An 18,300-nucleotide genomic window follows, 5' to 3' on the forward strand; every position below is an offset into this window, starting at 1 on the left:
CCCCAGTCCCGGGCGCGACCACATCCGTACTTGCGATAGGAGCAACTGAAACCATGGCGGTTTCCGTAACCCTGCCGGCGCTCGGCGAGAGCGTCACCGAGGGCACCGTCACCCGCTGGCTGAAGGCCGAGGGCGAGCGCATCGAGGCCGACGAGCCGCTGCTGGAGGTGTCGACCGACAAGGTCGACACCGAGATTCCGGCTCCGGCGTCCGGCATTCTGGCCTCCATCAAGGTGGCCGAGGACGAGACCGTGGAGGTCGGCGCCGAGCTGGCCATCATCGACGACGGCAGCGGCGCCCCGGCGGCCGCGCCGGCTCCGGCCGCCGCCGAGGCCCCGGCCCCGGCCGCACAGCCCGAGCCGGCCCCGGCCCCCGTGGCCGAGGCCCCCGCCGCCGCCCCCGCGGGCGGTGCCGAGGGCACCGACGTGCTCCTCCCCGCCCTCGGCGAGAGCGTCACCGAGGGCACCGTCACCCGCTGGCTGAAGGAGGTCGGCGAGGAGGTCTCCGAGGACGAGCCGCTGCTCGAGGTCTCCACCGACAAGGTCGACACCGAGATCCCCGCCCCGACCTCCGGCACCCTGCTGGAGATCCTGGTGGCCGAGGACGAGACCGCCGAGGTCGGCGCCAAGCTCGCGGTGATCGGCGTCAAGGGTGCGGCTCCGGCCGCCGCCCCGGCTCCGGCCGCCCCGGCTCCGGCCCCCGCGCCGGCTCCGGCCGCTCCGGCGCCCGCCCCGGCTCCGGCGCCCACCCCGGCTCCGGCGCCCACCCCGGCCGCCACCCCGGCCGCCGCCCCGGCACCGGCCGCCCCGGCCCCCGCGCCGGCTCCGGCTCCGGTCGCGCCCGCCCCTGTCACCCCCGCCCCGGCGGCCGGTGAGGCGGACGGCGCCTACGTCACCCCGCTGGTCCGCAAGCTCGCGGCGGAGAACGGCGTGAACCTCGCCACGGTCAAGGGCACCGGTGTCGGTGGCCGGATCCGCAAGCAGGACGTCATCGCCGCCGCCGAGGCCCTCAAGGCCGCCGTCCCGGCTCCGGCCGCGCCGGCCGCCGCCCCGGCCAAGGCCGGCGCTCCGGTCATCGAGGCGTCGCCGCTGCGCGGTCAGACCGTCAAGATGCCGCGGATGCGCAAGGTCATCGGCGACAACATGATGAAGGCCCTGCACGGCCAGGCGCAGCTGACCTCCGTGGTCGAGGTGGACATCACCGCGATCATGCGGATGCGCAACAAGGCCAAGGACGCGTTCGCGCAGCGCGAGGGCGTCAAGCTCTCCCCGATGCCGTTCTTCGTCAAGGCCGCAGTCCAGGCGCTGAAGGCCCACCCGGTCGTCAACGCCCGGATCAACGAGGACGAGGGCACCATCTCCTACTTCGACACCGAGAACGTCGGTATCGCGGTGGACGCGGAGAAGGGCCTGATGACCCCGGTCATCAAGGGTGCGGGCGACCTCAACATCGCCGGCATCGCCCGGAAGACCGCGGAGCTGGCCGGCAAGGTCCGCGGCAACAAGATCACCCCGGACGAGCTGTCCGGCGCGACCTTCACCATCAGCAACACCGGTTCGCGCGGCGCCCTGTTCGACACCGTGATCGTGCCGCCGAACCAGGTCGGCATCCTGGGCATCGGTGCCACCGTCAAGCGCCCGGTGGTCATCAACCACCCGGACCTCGGCGAGACCATCGCCATCCGCGACATGACCTACCTGGCCCTGTCGTACGACCACCGTCTGGTGGACGGCGCCGACGCGGCCCGCTACCTGACCACGGTCAAGCAGATCCTGGAGGCCGCGGAGTTCGAGACCGAGATCGGTCTCTGAGCGGCGGTCGCTCTCGCAGCGACCGAGGATCGCAACGAGACCGAAAGCGGTCTCCGACGCCGACTCCCGCCAGGGAAAAGGCAGTTGCACCCAGGGGCCGGCCCCGGTTCGTTCCGACGAGCCGGGGCCGGCCCTTTGGCACGTCCGCGTCCGGCGATAATGGCCCCGGCACCACGTCTCGCGGCCCGATCCGCTCTGAAGGAGCACCTCATGACCCCGCCCGTCGTCCACTCGCTGCGCGAACAGATCCGCGAGCACATCCTGGAGGGGATCGTCAGCGGCCGCTGGCAGCCGGGCGAGCGGATCGTGGAGCGGCGGATCGCGGTGGAGCTGGAGGTCAGCCAGACGCCGGTGCGGGAGGCGCTGCGGGAGCTGGAGTCGCTCCAGCTGATCGAGTCGGCGCCGAACAAGGGCGTCCGGGTGCGCAATCTCACCGCGGACGACCTCAAGGAGAGCTACCCGGTCCGGGCCGGGCTGGAGCAGGTCGCCGCGGAGCTGGCGGCGGGCCGGCTGGCGGAGGACACCGCGGCGCTGGAGCGCGAGGTGGCGGCCCTGCGGGAGGCCGACGCGGCGGGCGACGGCGAGGCCCAGGTGCGGCACACGGTGGCCTTCCACCGGGAGATCGTGCGGGCGGCCGGGAACGCCGTGCTGCTGCACACCTGGGAGTCGCTGGGCGTCGAGGTCTGGACGACGCTGTCGATCCGCTGGTTCAGCCCCGAGCCGCGCTCGCACGCCCAGGACCACCAGGAGCTGGTGGACGCGTTCCGGCGGCGCGACCCGCGGATCGGCGCGCTCCTCAAGGCGCATGTGCTGAGCTGCGCGCCGCGGGTCTGACGCGCGTACCGGGGACGGAGACGGCACGGGCAGCGCAGACGGCACGGACAGCACGGGCGGCGTCGGCGGGCGGCCTCGCGGAGTGTTCCGCGGGGTCGCCCGTCGGCGTGTGACGAGGGGCGGCGGAGTCGGCCTCCGGACCTCGGGAGCGGTCGCCGGCTCCGGGGCGTGCCGGGGGCGCTCCGGGGCGTAACGGAGGCGGACTCCGGAGCTGGCACGCCGTGCCCCGAATTGCGGCACCCCGTGCCGACCTGCGGTTTTTCCTCCCTTCGACGTTGATCGATCATCGATCAGAGAGTTATCGTCGATTCCCGGGGCGCGACACCCCTGCCTGCCGAATGCCTGCCGAACTCGCATTCCCACCCGTCCGGAAAGGGGCCACCCATGCCCGATCCCGTGCGCCTGCCGTACAGCCAGCTCGACCAGCTCCCGGACCGCGACCCCGAGGAGACGGCCGAGTGGCGCGAGTCGCTGGACGCCGTCGCCAAGGCAGCGGGCCCGCACCGCGCCGCGTACCTGATGCGCCGCGCCCTGGAGCACACCGCCCACACCGAGGGCACCGACCTGCCCTCGCTGCTGGAGACGGACTACGTCAACACCATCCCGACCTCCGCCGAGCCCGCCTTCCCGGGTGACGAGGCGCTGGAGGCCCGGATCACCGCCTGGAACCGCTGGAACGCGGCGGCCATGGTGACCCGCGGCTCCAAGCTCGGCCTGGGCGGCCACATCGCGACCTTCGCGTCGGCGGCCTGGCTCTACGAGACCGGCTTCCAGCACTTCTTCCGCGGCAAGGAGGGCGACGGCTCCGGCGACCAGCTCTACATACAGGGCCACGCCTCCCCCGGCATCTACGCCCGCGCCTTCCTCGAAGGCCGGCTCACCGAGGACCAGCTCGACCACTTCCGCCAGGAGGCCGGCGGCGAGGGCCTGCCCTCGTACCCGCACCCGCGGCGGCTGCCCTGGCTGTGGGAGTTCCCCACCGTCTCCATGGGCCTGGGCCCGCTCTCCGCGATCTACCAGGCGCGCTTCAACCGCTACCTGGAGCACCGCGGCATCAAGGACACCGCCAACTCGCACGTGTGGGCGTTCCTCGGCGACGGCGAGATGGACGAGCCGGAGTCGACCGCCGCGCTGGCGCTGGCCGGCCGCGAGGGGCTGGACAACCTCACCTTCGTCATCAACTGCAACCTCCAGCGCCTGGACGGCCCGGTCCGCCCCAACTTCAAGATCGTGCAGGAGCTGGAGGCCCAGTTCCGCGCCGCCGGGTGGAACGTCGTCAAGGCCCTGTGGGGCCGGGCGTGGGACGAGGTCTTCGCGCTCGACACCGACGGCGTGCTGCTCCAGCGGCTGCGCGAGACCCCGGACGCGCAGTTCCAGACGTACGCCACCCGCGACGCCGCCTATCTGCGCGAGCACTTCTTCGGCGCGAGCGACGCCCTGAAGGCGCTCGGCGCGCAGCTCTCCGACGCCAAGCTGCTGGAGCTGTTCCAGACCTCCCGCGCCGGCCACGAGCCGCGCAAGGTGTACGCCGCGTACCAGGCCGCCGTCGAGCACAAGGGCGCGCCGACGGTCATCCTGGCGCAGACCGTCAAGGGCTACACCCTGGGCACGGGCTTCGAGTCCCGCAACGCCAACCACCAGATGAAGAAGCTGACGATGGCGGAGTTCCGCACCATGCGGGACCTGCTCGAACTCCCCATCCCGGACAGCGCGTTGGAGGGCGACCTGGTGCCGTACTGGCGCCCGGCCGAGGACTCCCCCGAGATGCGGTACCTGCGCACCCGGCGCGCCGCCCTGGACGGCCCGGCCCCGGCCCGCCAGGTCGTGGCCAAGCCGCTGCCGATGCCCGCCGACAAGAACTTCGACGCGCTGAAGAAGGGCTCCGGCAGCCAGGAGATCGCCACCACCATGGCGTTCGTCCGGCTGGTCAAGGACCTGATGCGGGACAAGGAGACCGGCAAGCGCTGGGTCCCGATCGTCCCGGACGAGGCCCGCACCTTCGGCATGGAGTCGCTCTTCCCGACCGCCGGCCTCTACTCCCCCAAGGGCGCGACCTACGACCCGGTCGACCGGGACCAGCTGCTCTGGTACAAGGAGGCCCGGAACGGCCAGATCCTCAACGAGGGGATCACCGAGGCCGGTTCGCTGGCCGACTTCACCGCCGCCGCGACGTCGTACGCGACGCACGGCGAGCCGATGATCCCGTTCTACATCTTCTACTCGATGTTCGGCTGGCAGCGGACCGCCGACCAGTTCTGGGCGCTCGCCGACCAGCTGGGCCGCGGCTTCGTGATCGGCGCCACCGCCGGCCGCACGACGATGACCGGTGAGGGCCTCCAGCACGCCGACGGCCACTCGCACCTGATCGCCTCCACCAACCCGGCGGCGCTCTCGTACGACCCGGCGTTCGCCTACGAGGTGGCCGTGATCGTCAAGGAGGGCCTGCGCCGGATGTACGGTCCGGACGCGGAGGACGTCTTCTACTACCTGACGGTCTACAACGAGACCAAGGTGCAGCCGCCGATGCCGGAGGGCGTCGAGGAGGGCATCCTCAAGGGCCTCTACCGCTTCAAGGAGGCCGGCTCCGTCGAGGGTGCCCCCGGGGGCGCCGAGGTCCCGCGGCTCCAGCTGCTGGCCTCCGGCACCGCGATCCACTGGGCCCTGGAGGCGCAGCAGTTGCTGGCCGCCGACTGGGGCGTGGCGGCGGACGTGTGGTCCGCGCCGTCCTGGACGGAGCTGCGCCGCGACGCCCTGGAGTGCGACGCGGCCCGCCTGGAGGGCGAGGACCGCATCCCCTACGTGACCCGTGCGCTGGCCGGTGCGCCCGGCCCGGTCGTCGCGGTGAGCGACTGGATGCGGGCGGTCCCGGACCAGATCGCCCCGTGGGTCGAGCAGGACTGGACCTCCATCGGGACGGACGGCTTCGGTCTGTCCGACACCCGCGAGGCGGCCCGCCGGCACTTCGGCGTGGACCCGCAGTCGGTGGTCGTCCAGGCGCTGGCGGCCCTGGCCCGGCGCGGGGACGTCAAGCCGGAAGCGGTCAAGGAGGCCCGCGAGCGCTACGGGCTGTGAGCCCGGGCCCTCGACAGGCCGTCAAGGCGGCGCGGCGCCAACCGCTCCAGTGAAATGGGGCCTCCCCTGCTCGAACGGAGTTGAGAGCTTGGGGAACGGTGCTTGCACCGGAGCGGGCGGTCCCGGCCGACACCGGGTGCCGCCCGCCCACGATCTCCCGTGCGAAGGCCACCTTCCGCGCCCGGGGTCTTCGCACGGGACCCTTTTCGTTCTGCGCTCCGCCTGCCGCTCTGTGTGCCGCGATCCGCGGCGCACAGAGCGGCGGGGCGTTGTCAGTGGTGCCCCGCATGATGGATCCATGCGTGCCGCACGGCTGATCAGAATGGTGCTGCTGCTCCAGTCGCGGCCGTCGATGACGGCCGGCGAGCTGGCGCGGGAGCTGGAGGTCTCGGAGCGCACCGTCGCCCGGGACGTGCTGTCCCTCTCGGAGGCCGGCGTGCCGGTCTACGCCGACCGCGGCCGCTCCGGGGGCTACCGCCTGATAGGCGGCTACCGCACCCGGCTGACGGGCATGGGCCGCAGCGAGGCGGAGGCGCTCTTCCTGTCCGGAGTGCCCTCCGCGCTGCGCGAGATGGGCCTGGCCGACGTCGCGTCCGCGGCCCGGCTGAAGGTCTCCGCCGCGCTGCTGCCGGAGCTGCGGGACGCCGCGTCGGGCGCCGCCCAGCGGTTCCATCTGGACGCGCCGCGCTGGTACCACGATCCGGAGACGCCCGCGCTGCTGCCGGTGATCGCCGACGCGGTGTGGGACGACCGTCGGCTGACGGCCCGTTATCTCCGCGCGGGCCACGAGGTGTCCCGGGAGCTGGAGCCCTACGGCCTCGTGCTGAAGGCCGGCGTCTGGTATCTGGCGGCCCGGGTGGCCGAGCCGCCCGAGGGGCCCGCGGCGGCGACGGCCGGCTTCCGGGTGTACCGCGTCGACCGGTTCACCGCCGCCGAGCCGCACCGCCCGCCGGACGCCCCCTGGGGCGGCGGCCCGGGTGGGGACGCGGCGGGCGGCGGGCGCTTCGTCCGCGATCCGGAGTTCGACCTGCCCGCCTTCTGGGCCGAGCGGGCCGAGCAGTTCCGGCGGTCGCTGCTGCGCGCGGAGGTGGTGCTCCGGCTCTCCCCGCGCGGCGTCCTGCAACTTCCCTACGTCACCGAGCCGGCCGCGGCCCGGGAGGCCGTCGAGCGGGCGACGGCCGGTGGCGGGCCCGATGCCCGGGGGTGGCTGACGGTCACCCTCGCCGTGGAGTCCGAGGAGGTCGCCTACGCCCAGCTGCTGGCGCTCGGCCCGGAGGCAGAGGCGCTGGCGCCCGCCGGGCTGCGGGAGCGGTTCGCGGCGGCCGCCCGCCGCGCCGCCGCGCTCTACGCCCCGGCTGAGGAGGCCGCCGGTCCGGACCCGCCCCGGCGGTAGTCCTCCGGGCTCGCGTCCTTGCCGCCCAGCACCACGTCCGCGAAGTAGCCGAAGCAGTCCGGCCGGGTGCCGTCCGTGTCGGTGAAGTCGTACTCCTTCGCCAACTGACCGCTGGAGAGCGACCGGCCGCTGAAGCGCGCCTTGTCCGGATCGGCGGCCAGGGCCCGTACCGCGCGGCCGATCAGGGCCGGGGACTCGGCGATGGCGAAGTGCGGTTCCCGGGCGATCGCGTCGCGCCAGGTCTCCTCGGTGACGCCGAAGTGGTCCAGCATCTCCTCGGAGCGCAGGAAGCCCGGGGTCAGCGAGACCGCGGTGCCGCCGTACTCGCGCAGTTCGGCGGCGAGTCCGAAGGCGATCCGGTGCGGGACGTTCTTGGTGATGTCGAAGCAGAGGCTGTCGCGGTAGGTGCGGTTGAAGTCGGCGGTGCCGTCGGTGACCTCGACGACCAGTCCGCCGGGCCGCCGGATCAGCAGCGGCAGCGCGAAGTGGCCGGTGATGACGTGGGTGTCGACACCGAGCCGGAACATCCGCAGTCCGCCGGCCAGGTCCAGGTCCCACACCTTGGTGTCGAACTGGATCAGCCGGTCGCCGCCCCAGACGCTGTTCACCAGGACGTCCAGCCGCCCCTGCTCCCGGTCGATGCGTTCGACGAGCGCCCTGACCTGCTCCGGCTCCAGGTGGTCGGTGGGCACCGCGATCCCGGTGCCGCCCGCCGCGTCGACCAGCTCCGCGGTCTGCTCGATGGTCTCCGTGGGCCGGCCGACCTCGCTGACGTTCTCCCGGGTCGTGCGGCCGGTGACGTAGACCACCGCGCCGGCCCGGCCCAGTTCCACCGCCATCGCCCGGCCCGCGCCCCGGGTGGCGCCGGCGACCAGCGCCACCCGCCCGGTCAGATCACCCCCGGGCGCCCGCCCGCCGGGTGCCGCGGCGACCGTCCGCCCGTCCTCCGCCCCCCGCTGCGCCGTCTTCTCCTGCGCCGCCTTCTCCTGCGCCGTCACGTCTCGCTCCTCGCTGCTGCCTGCTGTGCGGTCGTTGCAGGGCGACCCTGACAGCGAATCCCGACACCTCCTGTCGGGATTTCCACGGGCGATTTCACGGGCGGATTCACGGGCCGTTTCACGGGCGGTTGCCGGAGAAGGCTTCACGGATGCCGACACCCGCCCGCCCCGCCTACGGCCGCAGCGCCCGCAGGCCCCCGCCGTCCCGCAGCCGCCCGGCGACCTGCACCGGGGTGTCCCGGGTGGCCGGGACCGCCAGCGTCGGCGCCGCGGCGCCGGCCCGCACCCCGCCGGTCACGTCGATCGCGGACACCTCACCGCTGCCCGCCGCGAGCAGGTACCACTTCCCGGACTTGGCCTGCCAGTGGATGTTGCCGAGCACATGCCGGCCGTAGCGGCTGCACACCGCCGTGCCGACGGCCCGGCCGGCGACCCGCCCCGGGTCGGTCGGCCCGGCCGTCGACGGCTGGAACTGCACCATGGCCCGGCCCGGGCCGCGCCAGGTGTCGGCGCGGTTGCACACCCAGGTCGCGGTGCCGCCGCCCTCCGGGAGGACCTGCTGGGCGTAGACCCAGTTGTTGACGGACCGTACGCCGGTGCCGCGCAGCGCCCGCAGGGTGCAGGCGGTACGGGCCCAGCTGCGCAGCGCCGGGGCGCCGGTGGCCTCGCCGGGCCCGCCGCCGGCCGCGGGCGGCGGCAGGTACGTCAGATGCACCGGCGCCAGATCGCCGAGGTCGGTCACCAGGAAGGAGCGGCGGTCGTCGATCCGCGGCGAGGAGCGGAACTCGGCCACCGGCCAGCTCCCGCAGGGGGCGCCGTCCGCGGGCGGGAGGGGGATGCGGTCGGTGACACCGTCCGGGGCCAGGTGCAGCCCGCGCGGCGGGGCGCCCGGGGCGAGCAGGTCCCGGACCGCGACGCCGGAGACCCAGGGCGCGATCAGATAGCGCATCCAGCCGTTGCCGCGGCCGATCACCAGCCCGCCGGCGGAGGTGAGGTCGGCGTTGTCGACCCGGGCGAAGTGCAGGGTGGGCGTGGCGCCTTCCGGTTCGGCGTACCGCACCAGCCGCTCGCCGTCGTGGAAGACCACCACCATCACGTTGTCGATCAGGCCGGCGTACAGCAGCCGGGGCGGGGCGGCCGGCGGACGGCTGGAGGTGTCCGCGGCCGTGACGATCCGGGTGCCGGGGGGCGGCGCGGCCCACACCCGCAGCGCCCGCGCCAGCAGCTCCTGGTCGCCGGCCTGGCGGCCGCGCGGCGGCCAGGCGGTGAAGTCCACCCGCGCGGTCCGGGCCCACTGCTCGTCGGGGGCGCGCAGCAGCCGGCCCGGGTCGAGGGCCTGCGCGGCGGCGGTGGGCACGCCGCCGTCCGCGGGCCGGCCGGTGGGCAGCGCCAGGGCGACCACGCCGGCCACCACCACCGCCGCCAGCGCGGCCGTCGCCCGTACCCGCTGCCGGCGGCGGAGCAGGTCGGTCGGCCGGGCCTGGATCGTGCAGGGGTCGAACTCCCCGGAGTTCAGCAGCGCCCCGGCCCCGGCACCGGTCCGCCGGTCCAGCTGCGCCGCGGCCCGCTGCGCCATGTCGGGGTCCGGGACGCCGGCCCGCGCCAGGACGGTGCGCGCCGCGTCCGCGTCCAGCCCCTCCAGGTGCCACAGCCCCAGCGCGGCCCGGACCGCGGCCGGGACCGCCGACAGGGCCTGGTCCAGGGCGAGTTCGTCGGCGCCGCCGGCCCGCGGGAAGAGCCGCAGCCCCCAGACGAACGGCACGGTCGGCAGCAGCACCGCGGGCCGCTGCCGGTCCTCGTAGGCCAGCGCCAGCTCCACGGTGCGCTGGCGGACCAGGTCGTAGCCGGCGCCGGCGTCCGGGCCGCGCTGGGCGGGCAGTGCGCCGGCCGGCCGGCGGGGCAGGCGCCACGGCAGTGCCCGCTGCACCAGGCCGTGCGCGGTGAGGACCTTGCGGTGGCGGCCCATCGACGGGGGCAGGACGAGATAGGCGAGGCGGACCAGTCGCGGGTAGTGCTCGACGAGGGCCGCCTCGGCGCGTTCGACCTCGGCCCGGGTTCGTTCGTCCATGGGCATGGCGGTGTGCGCCCTTCACGAAGTGGGAGTGCGGGGGGTGGGGGAGTGCTGCGTGGGATTGTGTGGGGGGATTGCGACAGGTTTGTGCTGCCGCCGTCCATGCCGCACAACGAGGGAGTCCCGGCACGGTCACCGCCGGGTCACCCCTCCCGGCGCCCCGGGCGGGCCGGCCCGGACGGCACCCCGCCGCGTCCGGGGCACTCCGCGTGCGGGGCGCGGCGGCAGGGCGGATGCTGGAGCGGTGATGGACGAGACGGACTTCTGGGAGCTGATCGACGGCTCCCGCGCGGCTGCCGGGGGCGACCCCGAGGAGCAGGCCGACGCACTGGTCGAGCGGCTGCTCGGACTGGACCCGGACCGCGTCGTCGACTTCGCCCGCCACTTCGAGGAACGCTACAACCGGGCCTACACCTGGGACCTGTGGGCCGCCGCCGCCCTGATGCTGGACGGCGCGAGCGACGACGCCTTCGACTACTTCCGCTGCTGGCTGATCGGCCAGGGCCGGCACGTCTTCGAGGGCGCGCTGGACGATCCGGACCAGCTCGCCCGGCTCGTCGGCGACTTCGACGAGGACACCGACGGCGACGCCGAGGAGCTGGGCTACGCCGCCGACGAGGCGTACGAGCAGCTGACCGGCGTCGTCATGCCCGATCTGCGGCTGCCGCCGGCCCCGCCGGAACCCCTCGGCGGCTACCTCGACTTCGACGACGACGCGGCCCTGGCCGAGCGCTTCCCGCGCCTGTGGACCCGCTTCCGCCGCTGAACCCGCCCGGGCCGTTCCGGCCGGTCCCCTGCCCCGCCCCGGATTGCGGGCAGGATGGCCCCATGCGGATCGCGATCACCGGCTCGACCGGACTCATCGGCACGGCCCTCGTCCGGAACCTGCGCGCGGACGGCCACGACGTCGTCCGGCTCGTCCGCCGACGGCCGGCGGCGGCCGACGAGGTGACCTGGGACCCCAAGGGGCGGCGGCTGGACCCGGCCGCGCTGGCCGGCTGCGCGGCGGTGGTGCACCTCGCCGGGGCGGGCGTCGCCGACCACCGCTGGACGGCCGCCTACAAGCAGGAGCTCCACGACAGCCGGGTACTGGGCACCCGGACGCTGGCCACCGCGCTGGCCGCGATGGACGAGCCGCCGCGGGTCCTCGTCAGCGGCAGCGCCATCGGCTTCTACGGCGACACCGGCGACCGGCGCACGGACGAGAGCGCGCCGGCCGGCACGGGCTTCCTGCCGGAGCTGTGCGTGGCGTGGGAGGAGGCGGCGGCGCCCGCCCAGGAGGCCGGCATCCGGACCGTCTTCGCCCGGACCGGCCTGGTCGTGGCGGGCTCCGGCGGGGCCTGGGGGCGGCTCTTCCCGCTGTTCCGGCTGGGGTTGGGCGGCCGGCTCGGGGACGGCGGCCAGTACTGGAGCTTCATCTCCCTGCGGGACCACCTCGCGGCACTCCGCCATCTGCTGGTCACCGAGGGGCTGTCCGGGCCGGTCAACCTCACCGCACCGGAGCCGGTCACCAACCGCGAGGCGACGGCGGTGATGGGCCGGGTGCTGCGCCGCCCCACGCTGTGCACGGTGCCGGCGCCGGTGCTGCGGCTCGTCCTCGGGGAGTTCGCACAGGACGTGCTGGGCAGTCAACGGATCGTGCCGCGAAGGCTGCTGGAGTCCGGTTTCGCCTTCACGGACCCGCGGATCGGCGACGCGGTGCGCGCCGCTCTGGCGCCGTAGGGACGGCTGCCGGCACCCGCGGCCGGGAGGTGGCGCGGGGGCCGCTCCGACGCGCCCCCGGGGCGCCCCTGTCGGCGGTGGCGCGGTGGTCCCTACGGTCCTCTGACACACCACTGGGCATCCCGGGCGGCCGCACCGGGCATGAGAACCGTGCGCTGCCGCTGGGACCGACCTCGGGAGGGGCATGTGCTGCGCTCCGCATCGGCCGTCGACGTCGTCATCGTGGGGGCCGGGCCGGCCGGCCTCGCCGCCGCCCGCCATCTGACCGGGGCCGGGCTCGCGGTCACCGTCCTGGAGGCCGCCGAGCGGGTCGGCGGCCGCTCCGCCACCGACGAGGTGGACGGCTTCCGCCTGGACCGCTGCGGCCGTCCGCTGGCGGTCTCCCCGGTCGCGCTGCGCCGCACCCCCGGCCTGGCCGAGCTGACGCTGCGTCCGTTCGCGGCCGGGCTGGGCCTGCACAACGGGCAACGGGTGCAGCGCGTCAGTCCGCTGCGGTGCACAAGGGGCGCACTCTCCGCGGCGCGCGCCCTCACACGCGCCGACCGGCGCACGGAGCGGACCGCCGACCGTCCGGTCAGCGACGCCCTGGCCGGCCGCCCGGCGTTCCCGCCCCGCACCCACGACACCTTCCTGCGGCCGCTGCTGGGCGCGCTGCTCTGCGATCCCCGGCTGGGCGGCTCCAGCCGGGGCGCGGCGCAGGTGCTGCGGGCCTTCGCGGAGGGCCGGCTGGCGCTGCCGACCGGCGGCGCCTCGGCCGTGCCGGAGCTGCTGGCGGCCGGTCTGCCGCCGGGCACCGTACGGACCTCCGTGACGGTCACGGCCGTCGACACCAACGGCGTGCACACCCGCGAGCACGGCCGGATACCGTGCCGGGCGGTGCTGGTGGCGACCGGCGCGCGGGACGCCGCCGCGCTGCTGCCGGGGCTGCGGGTGCCCGCGTTCCACCCGCTGACGGTGCTGCACCACACCGCGGACGCCCCGGCCGGCACCCGCGGCGGCCCGGCCCGGGACACCGCCCTGATCCTGCCGACCGAGGGCCCGATCGGCTTCAGCTACCTCGCCGGCGCGATCGACCCGTCCCGTACCCCGCCCGGCCGGCCGCTGGTCACCACCGTCGTCCTCGGCCCCGCCGCGGCACTGCCGCTGGACGTCCTCGACAAGACCGTCCGGCCCCGGCTGGACCGGATCTACGGCGTGCGGACGGACGACTGGCAACTCCTGACGGGGCATCACAACCCGTACGCGGTACCGGCGATGGCCACCCCGCACGACCCGCAGCGCGCCGTACGGGTGCTGGCCGGGCTCTACGTGTGCGGCGACCACCGGGACACCAGCACCCTCCAGGGCGCCCTGCGCTCCGGCCACCGCGCCGCCCGCGCACTCCTCCAGGACTTCGGCCTCCCGGCCCGCTCGGAACCGGACGCCGTACCCGCGGCGGCCTAGGGCGTGTCGTCAAACTCCCGTCGTTCGCCCGGAGGGCGGGCGGGAGTTCGGCGACGGGCCCCGGGCGGGCCCGCCGGCCCGTCAGCCCAGCGCGGCCACCCGCTCGCGGTAGCCGCGCACCGCCGGCGCGTCCCGGTACGGCTCCAGCCTGCGCTCGAAGTCCCGGACGTACTCGTGGGCCCGGACGGAGCGCATCTCGGACGCCTGCAGGGCCGCCTCGGCGCCGAGCGTGCACGCCTGCTCCAGTTCGCCCAGGCCCAGCCGCGCGGTGGCCAGCACCACCCGGCAGAACAGCCGGCTGCGGGCGAATCCGGCGGCACGCAGTTGCAGCGAGCGCTCGGCGTGCTGGGAGGCGGCGCGGTACTGCTGGAGATCGCGGTGGCAGTGCGCGAGTTCGTCGGCTAGCTGGGCCTCGTCGAAGAAGCGCGCCCAGTAGGGGGTGTCGTCCCCGGGGCGGGCGCTCTCCAGGGCCCGTTCGGCGCGGGCCAGCGCGGCCGTGCAGGCCCGGACCTCGCCGAGCACGCCGTGGCCGCGCGCCTCGGCGGCGTGCAGCAGCGCCTGCACGGTGGGCGGCACACCGCTGCCGACGCCCTGCTGGGCGACCCGGGCCAGTTGGACGGCCTCCCGGCCGTGCCCCAGATAGACCGCCTGCCGGCTCATCGTCACCAGGACATAGGCGCCGTACGCCCGGTCGCCGGCGGCCTGGGACAGCCGCAGCGCCTGGACGAAGTACCGCTGCGCCAGGCCGTGCGCGGCGATGTCGTACGAGGTCCAGCCGGCCAGCCGGGTCAGATCGGCGGCGGCCGAGAACAGCCGTCGGCCGACGGTCTCCCCGTAGGAGCCGCGCAGCATCGGCTCGGCCTCGTGCTCCAGATAGCGCACCAGGGCTTGGCGGGCGTGGCCGCCGCCGTAGGCGTGGTCCAGGGCGCGGAACAGTTCGCCGACCGAGCGCAGCGCCGCGATGTCGCCGGAGGTGACCCGGCCGCCCTGGGTGCGGTCGACCCGCTCGGTCTGCCGTTGCCGGGGCACCGCGGAGCGGCCGCCCTGGAGCGGGACCCGGTCGCCGGCCTCGCCCGCCGGCTCGCCGTGCGCGACGCGTTCGTCGGGGCGGCCGATGAGCCAGTCCCGGCTGGGCACCACCAGGCCGGCCGGGGTGAACGCGATCTTGCGGAGCTCGGCATGGCTGCCGGAGTCCTTGCGCCACAGCCCGCTGACGATGTCCACCGCCTCGCTGGGGGTCGAGGCGAATTCGAGCCCGGCGTACACCGGCGCGCAGGCGTCCAGACCGAGGTCCTGCGCGGACAGCCGGCGCCCCAGCCGGCGGGTGAAGACCTCCGCGATCAGCGCGGGGGTGGTGCCTCGGGGCTGCTGCCCGCGCAGCCAGCGCGTCACCGACGTCTTGTCGTAGCGCAGGTCGAGGCCGTGCTCGATGCCCAGTTGATCAACCCGTCTGGCCAGCCCTGCGTTGGAGAAGCCCGCCTCGGCGATGAGCGCGGCCAGTTGGCGGTTGGGCGTGTGGTGCGGGGGTCGTTCCGTCATCAGCTTTACCGGTCTCCTGCCTTCCGGGCCGGGCCGCCGGGTTCGACTGAGCCCGTCCGGCATGCTCTTCGCCCTTGTGGAACGGCGTGAATGTAACGGCCTTCAGCGCCTTTCTCGCGGCCTGCGCCCCGCGTTCATCCGATCGTGTGAGCACGTCACGGGCACTTCGAGGGCCGTGCGGAGCACCGGCCCGGTGCGGGGGGCGCAACGGGCGGCCGTACAGTGGCTTGGGCGCGACGTGGCACCGCAAGTGCCTCGCAAGAGGCATCGCACGTCGCAGGGATCTGCGACAAGGGTTCGAAGAGGAGCTGCCGTGACTGCGATCTCTCGGGGGGAGACCCCCGTACCCGAGGGGCTGCGCTTTGTGCATCTGGGCTTCGGGACGGACGCCGTCGAGTACGAGTCGGCGTGGCAGGAGCAGCGTCGCGTGCACGCCGCCAGGTTCGCCGACGAGATCCCCGACACCTGCCTGCTCCTGGAGCACCAGGCCGTCTACACGGCGGGCCGCCGCACCTCCGAGGACGAGCGCCCCCTGGACGGCACCCCGGTCGTCGACGTGGACCGCGGCGGGAAGATCACCTGGCACGGCCCGGGCCAGCTGGTGGGCTACCCGATCCAGAAGCTGCCGCGCCCGGTCGACGTGGTCGCGCACGTCCGGCGGCTGGAGGAGGCCCTGATCCGGGTCTGCGCCGAGTTCGGCGTCGAGGGCACCCGGGTCGAGGGGCGCAGCGGCGTGTGGGTCCTGGGCGATCCGACGGAGCAGCGGCCGGCCCTGGGCGGCCTGCAGCTCGACTTCGACCCGCGGACCGCGGACGAGCTGTTCGACCCGCGGCTGAACGGCCCGGAGTACGCCCCGTCCAACGCCGGCCAGCGCGGCGAGGACCGCAAGCTCGCCGCGATCGGCATCCGCGTCGCCAAGGGCGTCACCATGCACGGCTTCGCCCTCAATGTGAATCCGGACACCACGTCGTTCGACAAGATCGTGCCGTGCGGCATCCGGGACGCCGGCGTCGCCTCGCTCTCCGGCGAGCTGGGCCGCGAGGTGACCATCGCCGAGGCCCTGCCGGTCGTCGAGAAACACCTGGCGGACGTCCTGGAGAACGCCGTCCTGCTCCCCCGCGCGGTCTGAGGCCGCACCCGCGGCCGGGCCGCGGGAATGCCGCCCTCCCGACCGGGGTTCGGCCAAGCATGACCCGCACGTGGAAATGCGTGCGAATTGACGGGCGTACCCTGGTGTACGCCGAAGAATCGAAGTGGTTAGGGAGCCGACGTGTCCGCAGTCGCACCCGACGGACGCAAGATGCTGCGCCTGGAGGTCCGCAACAGCCAGACCCCCATCGAGCGCAAGCCCGAGTGGATCAAGACCCGGGCGAAAATGGGTCCCGAGTACAACCACCTCCAGGGCCTGGTCAAGAGCGAGGGACTGCACACGGTCTGCCAGGAGGCGGGCTGTCCCAACATCTTCGAGTGCTGGGAGGACCGCGAGGCGACCTTCCTCATCGGTGGTGACCAGTGCACCCGCCGCTGCGACTTCTGCCAGATCGACACCGGCAAGCCGCAGGCGCTCGACCGCGACGAGCCGCGCCGGGTCGCCGAGTCCGTGCAGACCATGGGCCTGAAGTACGCCACGATCACCGGCGTCGCCCGCGACGACCTGGAGGACGGCGGCGCCTGGCTCTACGCCGAGACCGTCCGCCAGATCCACGCCGCGATGCCCGACACCGGCGTGGAACTGCTGATCCCGGACTTCAACGCGATCCCCGAGCAGCTCGCCGAGGTCTTCTCCTCCCGCCCGGAGGTGCTGGCCCACAACGTCGAGACAGTCCCGCGGATCTTCAAGCGGATCCGCCCCGGCTTCCGCTACGAGCGGTCGCTGGAGGTGATCACCAAGTCCCGCGAGGCCGGCCTGGTCACCAAGTCCAACCTCATCCTGGGCATGGGCGAGACCCGCGAGGAGATCAGCCAGGCGCTCCAGGACCTGTACGACGCGGGCTGCGAGTTGATCACGATCACCCAGTACCTGCGCCCCTCGGTCCGCCACCACCCCATCGAGCGCTGGGTCAAGCCCGCCGAGTTCGTGGAGCTCAAGGAGGAGGCCGAGGAGATGGGCTACGCCGGCGTCATGTCCGGCCCGCTGGTCCGCTCCTCCTACCGCGCCGGCCGCCTCTACCAGCAGGCCGTCGAGCGGCGCGAGGTCGAGGCGTCCAGTCAGGCGGTTTGACGCCCCCGGCGCGCCAACTTGTGAAACGTGGCACATGCTGAGAGACGCGGCCCCGCACTCCCCCGGACAGGGGGGCGTGGTGGCCGCGTCAACGTTTCATAGGTGTTTGACCGGCAGGTCATCCGTTGGTAACACCCTTCGGTGACGATGGATGTACGCACCGCAAGACACCTCCCCCCCGCCCCCTGTTCGTTCCGTTCGTCCGAGGGAGACCATCACCATGGAGGCCGCGCCGCTCCGCGCCACCGCCCGCCCCATCCCCTCCGTCACCGGTGCACTGCGTGCCATCGAGGCCGTCCTGCTGCGCGGCGGCCAGCGCACCGCCCGCCGCAACGCCTGGACGTCGGTCCTGGAGGACCGCCGCCGCGCCAAGGACCGGTACGACGCCGGATACGTCCTGGAGGCCGCGGCCACCCGGCGCCCGCACGCCACGTAAACTTCGGTGTATGGCGAGGAAGGCAAACGCAACCGGCGCTGGCGGCGCTGAGAACTCCGGGCGGCTGAAGCAGATCGCCCTGACCTACAAGATGACCCGTCGGGTCGATTCCAAGGTCGGTCTTGTCGTCGCTGGCACAGGAATCGTCGTCTTCGGCGTCCTCCTCGCCATCGGCTTCGCGATCGGCCACCCCGTCTACGCGGGCGTCCTGGGCTTTGTCCTGGCGTTCCTCGCGATGGCGATCATTTTCGGCCGGCGCGCAGAGCGGGCGGCCTTCGGGCAGATGGAGGGCCAGCCCGGTGCGGCGGCCGCCGTCCTGGAGAACGTCGGCCGCGGCTGGACGGTGACCCCCGCCGTCGCGATGAACCGCAGCCAGGACGTGGTGCACCGTGCCGTCGGCAAGGCCGGCATCGTCCTGGTCGGCGAGGGCAACCCGAACCGGCTGCGCGGACTGCTGGGCGCCGAGAAGAAGCGGATGGCGCGCACCGTCGCGGACGCCCCGGTGCACGACATCATCGTCGGCGACGGCGAGGGCGAGGTTCCGCTCAAGAAGCTGCGGACCCACCTGCTGAAGCTCCCGCGGGTCCTCCCCGGCCCCCAGGTGACCGCCGTCAACGACCGCCTGCGCGCGCTCGGCGACCTGATGAGCAACATGCCCGTCCCGAAGGGCCCGATGCCCAAGGGCATGCGGATGCCCAAGGGCGGTGGCAAGACCCGCTGACCGGCCACGCCGGATTTCCCCCAACTACGTGGGATTTCC

The 18,300-nt window shown here is 74.2% G+C and carries 14 protein-coding genes; 11 read left to right on the plus strand and 3 right to left on the minus strand.

All coding sequences use genetic code 11. The annotated features are described in order from the left end of the window. Window positions 1–53: 53 nt before the first annotated feature. The 4 genes from sucB (at window position 54) to K2224_RS26525 (ending at window position 7,110) form a co-directional block, all read left to right on the plus strand. On the plus strand, window positions 54–1,811 hold the full coding sequence (sucB, locus tag K2224_RS26510) for a 2-oxoglutarate dehydrogenase, E2 component, dihydrolipoamide succinyltransferase (RefSeq protein WP_221909006.1): 1,758 nt from the start codon (window positions 54–56) through the stop codon (window positions 1,809–1,811). Between the two features lie 210 nt (window positions 1,812–2,021). Further along, complete coding sequence (locus K2224_RS26515; protein ID WP_221909007.1) at window positions 2,022–2,645, plus strand: GntR family transcriptional regulator; 624 nt, start codon at window positions 2,022–2,024, stop codon at window positions 2,643–2,645. A gap of 384 nt (window positions 2,646–3,029) precedes the next feature. Further along, on the plus strand, window positions 3,030–5,717 hold the full coding sequence (gene aceE / locus K2224_RS26520; protein WP_221909008.1) for a pyruvate dehydrogenase (acetyl-transferring), homodimeric type: 2,688 nt from the start codon (window positions 3,030–3,032) through the stop codon (window positions 5,715–5,717). Between the two features lie 298 nt (window positions 5,718–6,015). Beyond that, complete coding sequence (locus K2224_RS26525) at window positions 6,016–7,110, plus strand: YafY family protein (protein ID WP_221909009.1); 1,095 nt, start codon at window positions 6,016–6,018, stop codon at window positions 7,108–7,110. Here the strand turns inward: K2224_RS26525 and K2224_RS26530 are convergent. Beyond that, window positions 7,062–8,003, minus strand: coding sequence for an SDR family oxidoreductase (locus K2224_RS26530; protein ID WP_221909939.1), 942 nt, complete (start codon window positions 8,001–8,003; stop codon window positions 7,062–7,064). The two genes, K2224_RS26525 and K2224_RS26530, sit on opposite strands and share 49 nt — an antisense overlap. Window positions 8,004–8,280: 277 nt before the next feature. Further along, window positions 8,281–10,176: a hypothetical protein gene (locus K2224_RS26535; protein WP_221909010.1), complete on the minus strand. Its 1,896-nt coding sequence runs from the start codon at window positions 10,174–10,176 to the stop codon at window positions 8,281–8,283. 250 nt (window positions 10,177–10,426) lie between these two features. On the opposite strand from K2224_RS26535, the gene K2224_RS26540 reads away from it, so the two are divergent. From K2224_RS26540 to K2224_RS26550, 3 genes are all read left to right on the plus strand, one after another. Continuing rightward, the gene (locus K2224_RS26540; RefSeq protein ID WP_221909011.1) at window positions 10,427–10,945 is read left to right on the plus strand and encodes a DUF4240 domain-containing protein; all 519 of its coding nucleotides are present in this window, start codon (window positions 10,427–10,429) and stop codon (window positions 10,943–10,945) included. A gap of 62 nt (window positions 10,946–11,007) precedes the next feature. Continuing rightward, the gene (locus tag K2224_RS26545; RefSeq protein WP_221909012.1) at window positions 11,008–11,901 is read left to right on the plus strand and encodes a TIGR01777 family oxidoreductase; all 894 of its coding nucleotides are present in this window, start codon (window positions 11,008–11,010) and stop codon (window positions 11,899–11,901) included. A gap of 186 nt (window positions 11,902–12,087) precedes the next feature. Further along, window positions 12,088–13,344: an FAD-dependent oxidoreductase gene (locus K2224_RS26550; protein WP_221909013.1), complete on the plus strand. Its 1,257-nt coding sequence runs from the start codon at window positions 12,088–12,090 to the stop codon at window positions 13,342–13,344. An 81-nt stretch (window positions 13,345–13,425) separates the two neighbouring features. On the opposite strand, the gene K2224_RS26555 is transcribed toward K2224_RS26550, so the two are convergent. Further along, window positions 13,426–14,883, minus strand: coding sequence for a regulator (locus K2224_RS26555; protein WP_221909014.1), 1,458 nt, complete (start codon window positions 14,881–14,883; stop codon window positions 13,426–13,428). 313 nt (window positions 14,884–15,196) lie between these two features. On the opposite strand from K2224_RS26555, the gene lipB reads away from it, so the two are divergent. From lipB to K2224_RS26575, 4 genes are all read left to right on the plus strand, one after another. Beyond that, the gene (gene lipB, locus K2224_RS26560; RefSeq protein WP_260693329.1) at window positions 15,197–16,012 is read left to right on the plus strand and encodes a lipoyl(octanoyl) transferase LipB; all 816 of its coding nucleotides are present in this window, start codon (window positions 15,197–15,199) and stop codon (window positions 16,010–16,012) included. A gap of 141 nt (window positions 16,013–16,153) precedes the next feature. After that, window positions 16,154–17,104, plus strand: coding sequence for a lipoyl synthase (gene lipA / locus K2224_RS26565; protein WP_221909015.1), 951 nt, complete (start codon window positions 16,154–16,156; stop codon window positions 17,102–17,104). 220 nt (window positions 17,105–17,324) lie between these two features. After that, a complete protein-coding gene (locus tag K2224_RS26570) occupies window positions 17,325–17,540 on the plus strand; it encodes a hypothetical protein (RefSeq protein ID WP_066987420.1) in 216 nt (71 codons plus the stop codon). A 10-nt stretch (window positions 17,541–17,550) separates the two neighbouring features. Further along, a complete protein-coding gene (locus K2224_RS26575) occupies window positions 17,551–18,261 on the plus strand; it encodes a DUF4191 domain-containing protein (protein ID WP_221909016.1) in 711 nt (236 codons plus the stop codon). Window positions 18,262–18,300: the final 39 nt, after the last annotated feature.

The sequence above is a fragment of the Streptomyces sp. BHT-5-2 genome (assembly GCF_019774615.1).
GTDB lineage: Bacteria > Actinomycetota > Actinomycetes > Streptomycetales > Streptomycetaceae > Streptomyces.

Coding starts and splice junctions, on each gene's coding strand:
- K2224_RS26525 (WP_221909009.1), top strand. CDS start 6,016: ATGCGTGCCGCACGGCTGATCAGAATGGTGCTGCTGCTCCAGTCGCGG.
- K2224_RS26575 (WP_221909016.1), top strand. CDS start 17,551: ATGGCGAGGAAGGCAAACGCAACCGGCGCTGGCGGCGCTGAGAACTCC.
- K2224_RS26545 (WP_221909012.1), top strand. CDS start 11,008: ATGCGGATCGCGATCACCGGCTCGACCGGACTCATCGGCACGGCCCTC.
- K2224_RS26570 (WP_066987420.1), top strand. CDS start 17,325: ATGGAGGCCGCGCCGCTCCGCGCCACCGCCCGCCCCATCCCCTCCGTC.
- K2224_RS26535 (WP_221909010.1), bottom strand. CDS start 10,176: ATGGACGAACGAACCCGGGCCGAGGTCGAACGCGCCGAGGCGGCCCTC.
- sucB (WP_221909006.1), top strand. CDS start 54: ATGGCGGTTTCCGTAACCCTGCCGGCGCTCGGCGAGAGCGTCACCGAG.
- aceE (WP_221909008.1), top strand. CDS start 3,030: ATGCCCGATCCCGTGCGCCTGCCGTACAGCCAGCTCGACCAGCTCCCG.
- K2224_RS26555 (WP_221909014.1), bottom strand. CDS start 14,883: ATGACGGAACGACCCCCGCACCACACGCCCAACCGCCAACTGGCCGCG.
- K2224_RS26540 (WP_221909011.1), top strand. CDS start 10,427: ATGGACGAGACGGACTTCTGGGAGCTGATCGACGGCTCCCGCGCGGCT.
- K2224_RS26515 (WP_221909007.1), top strand. CDS start 2,022: ATGACCCCGCCCGTCGTCCACTCGCTGCGCGAACAGATCCGCGAGCAC.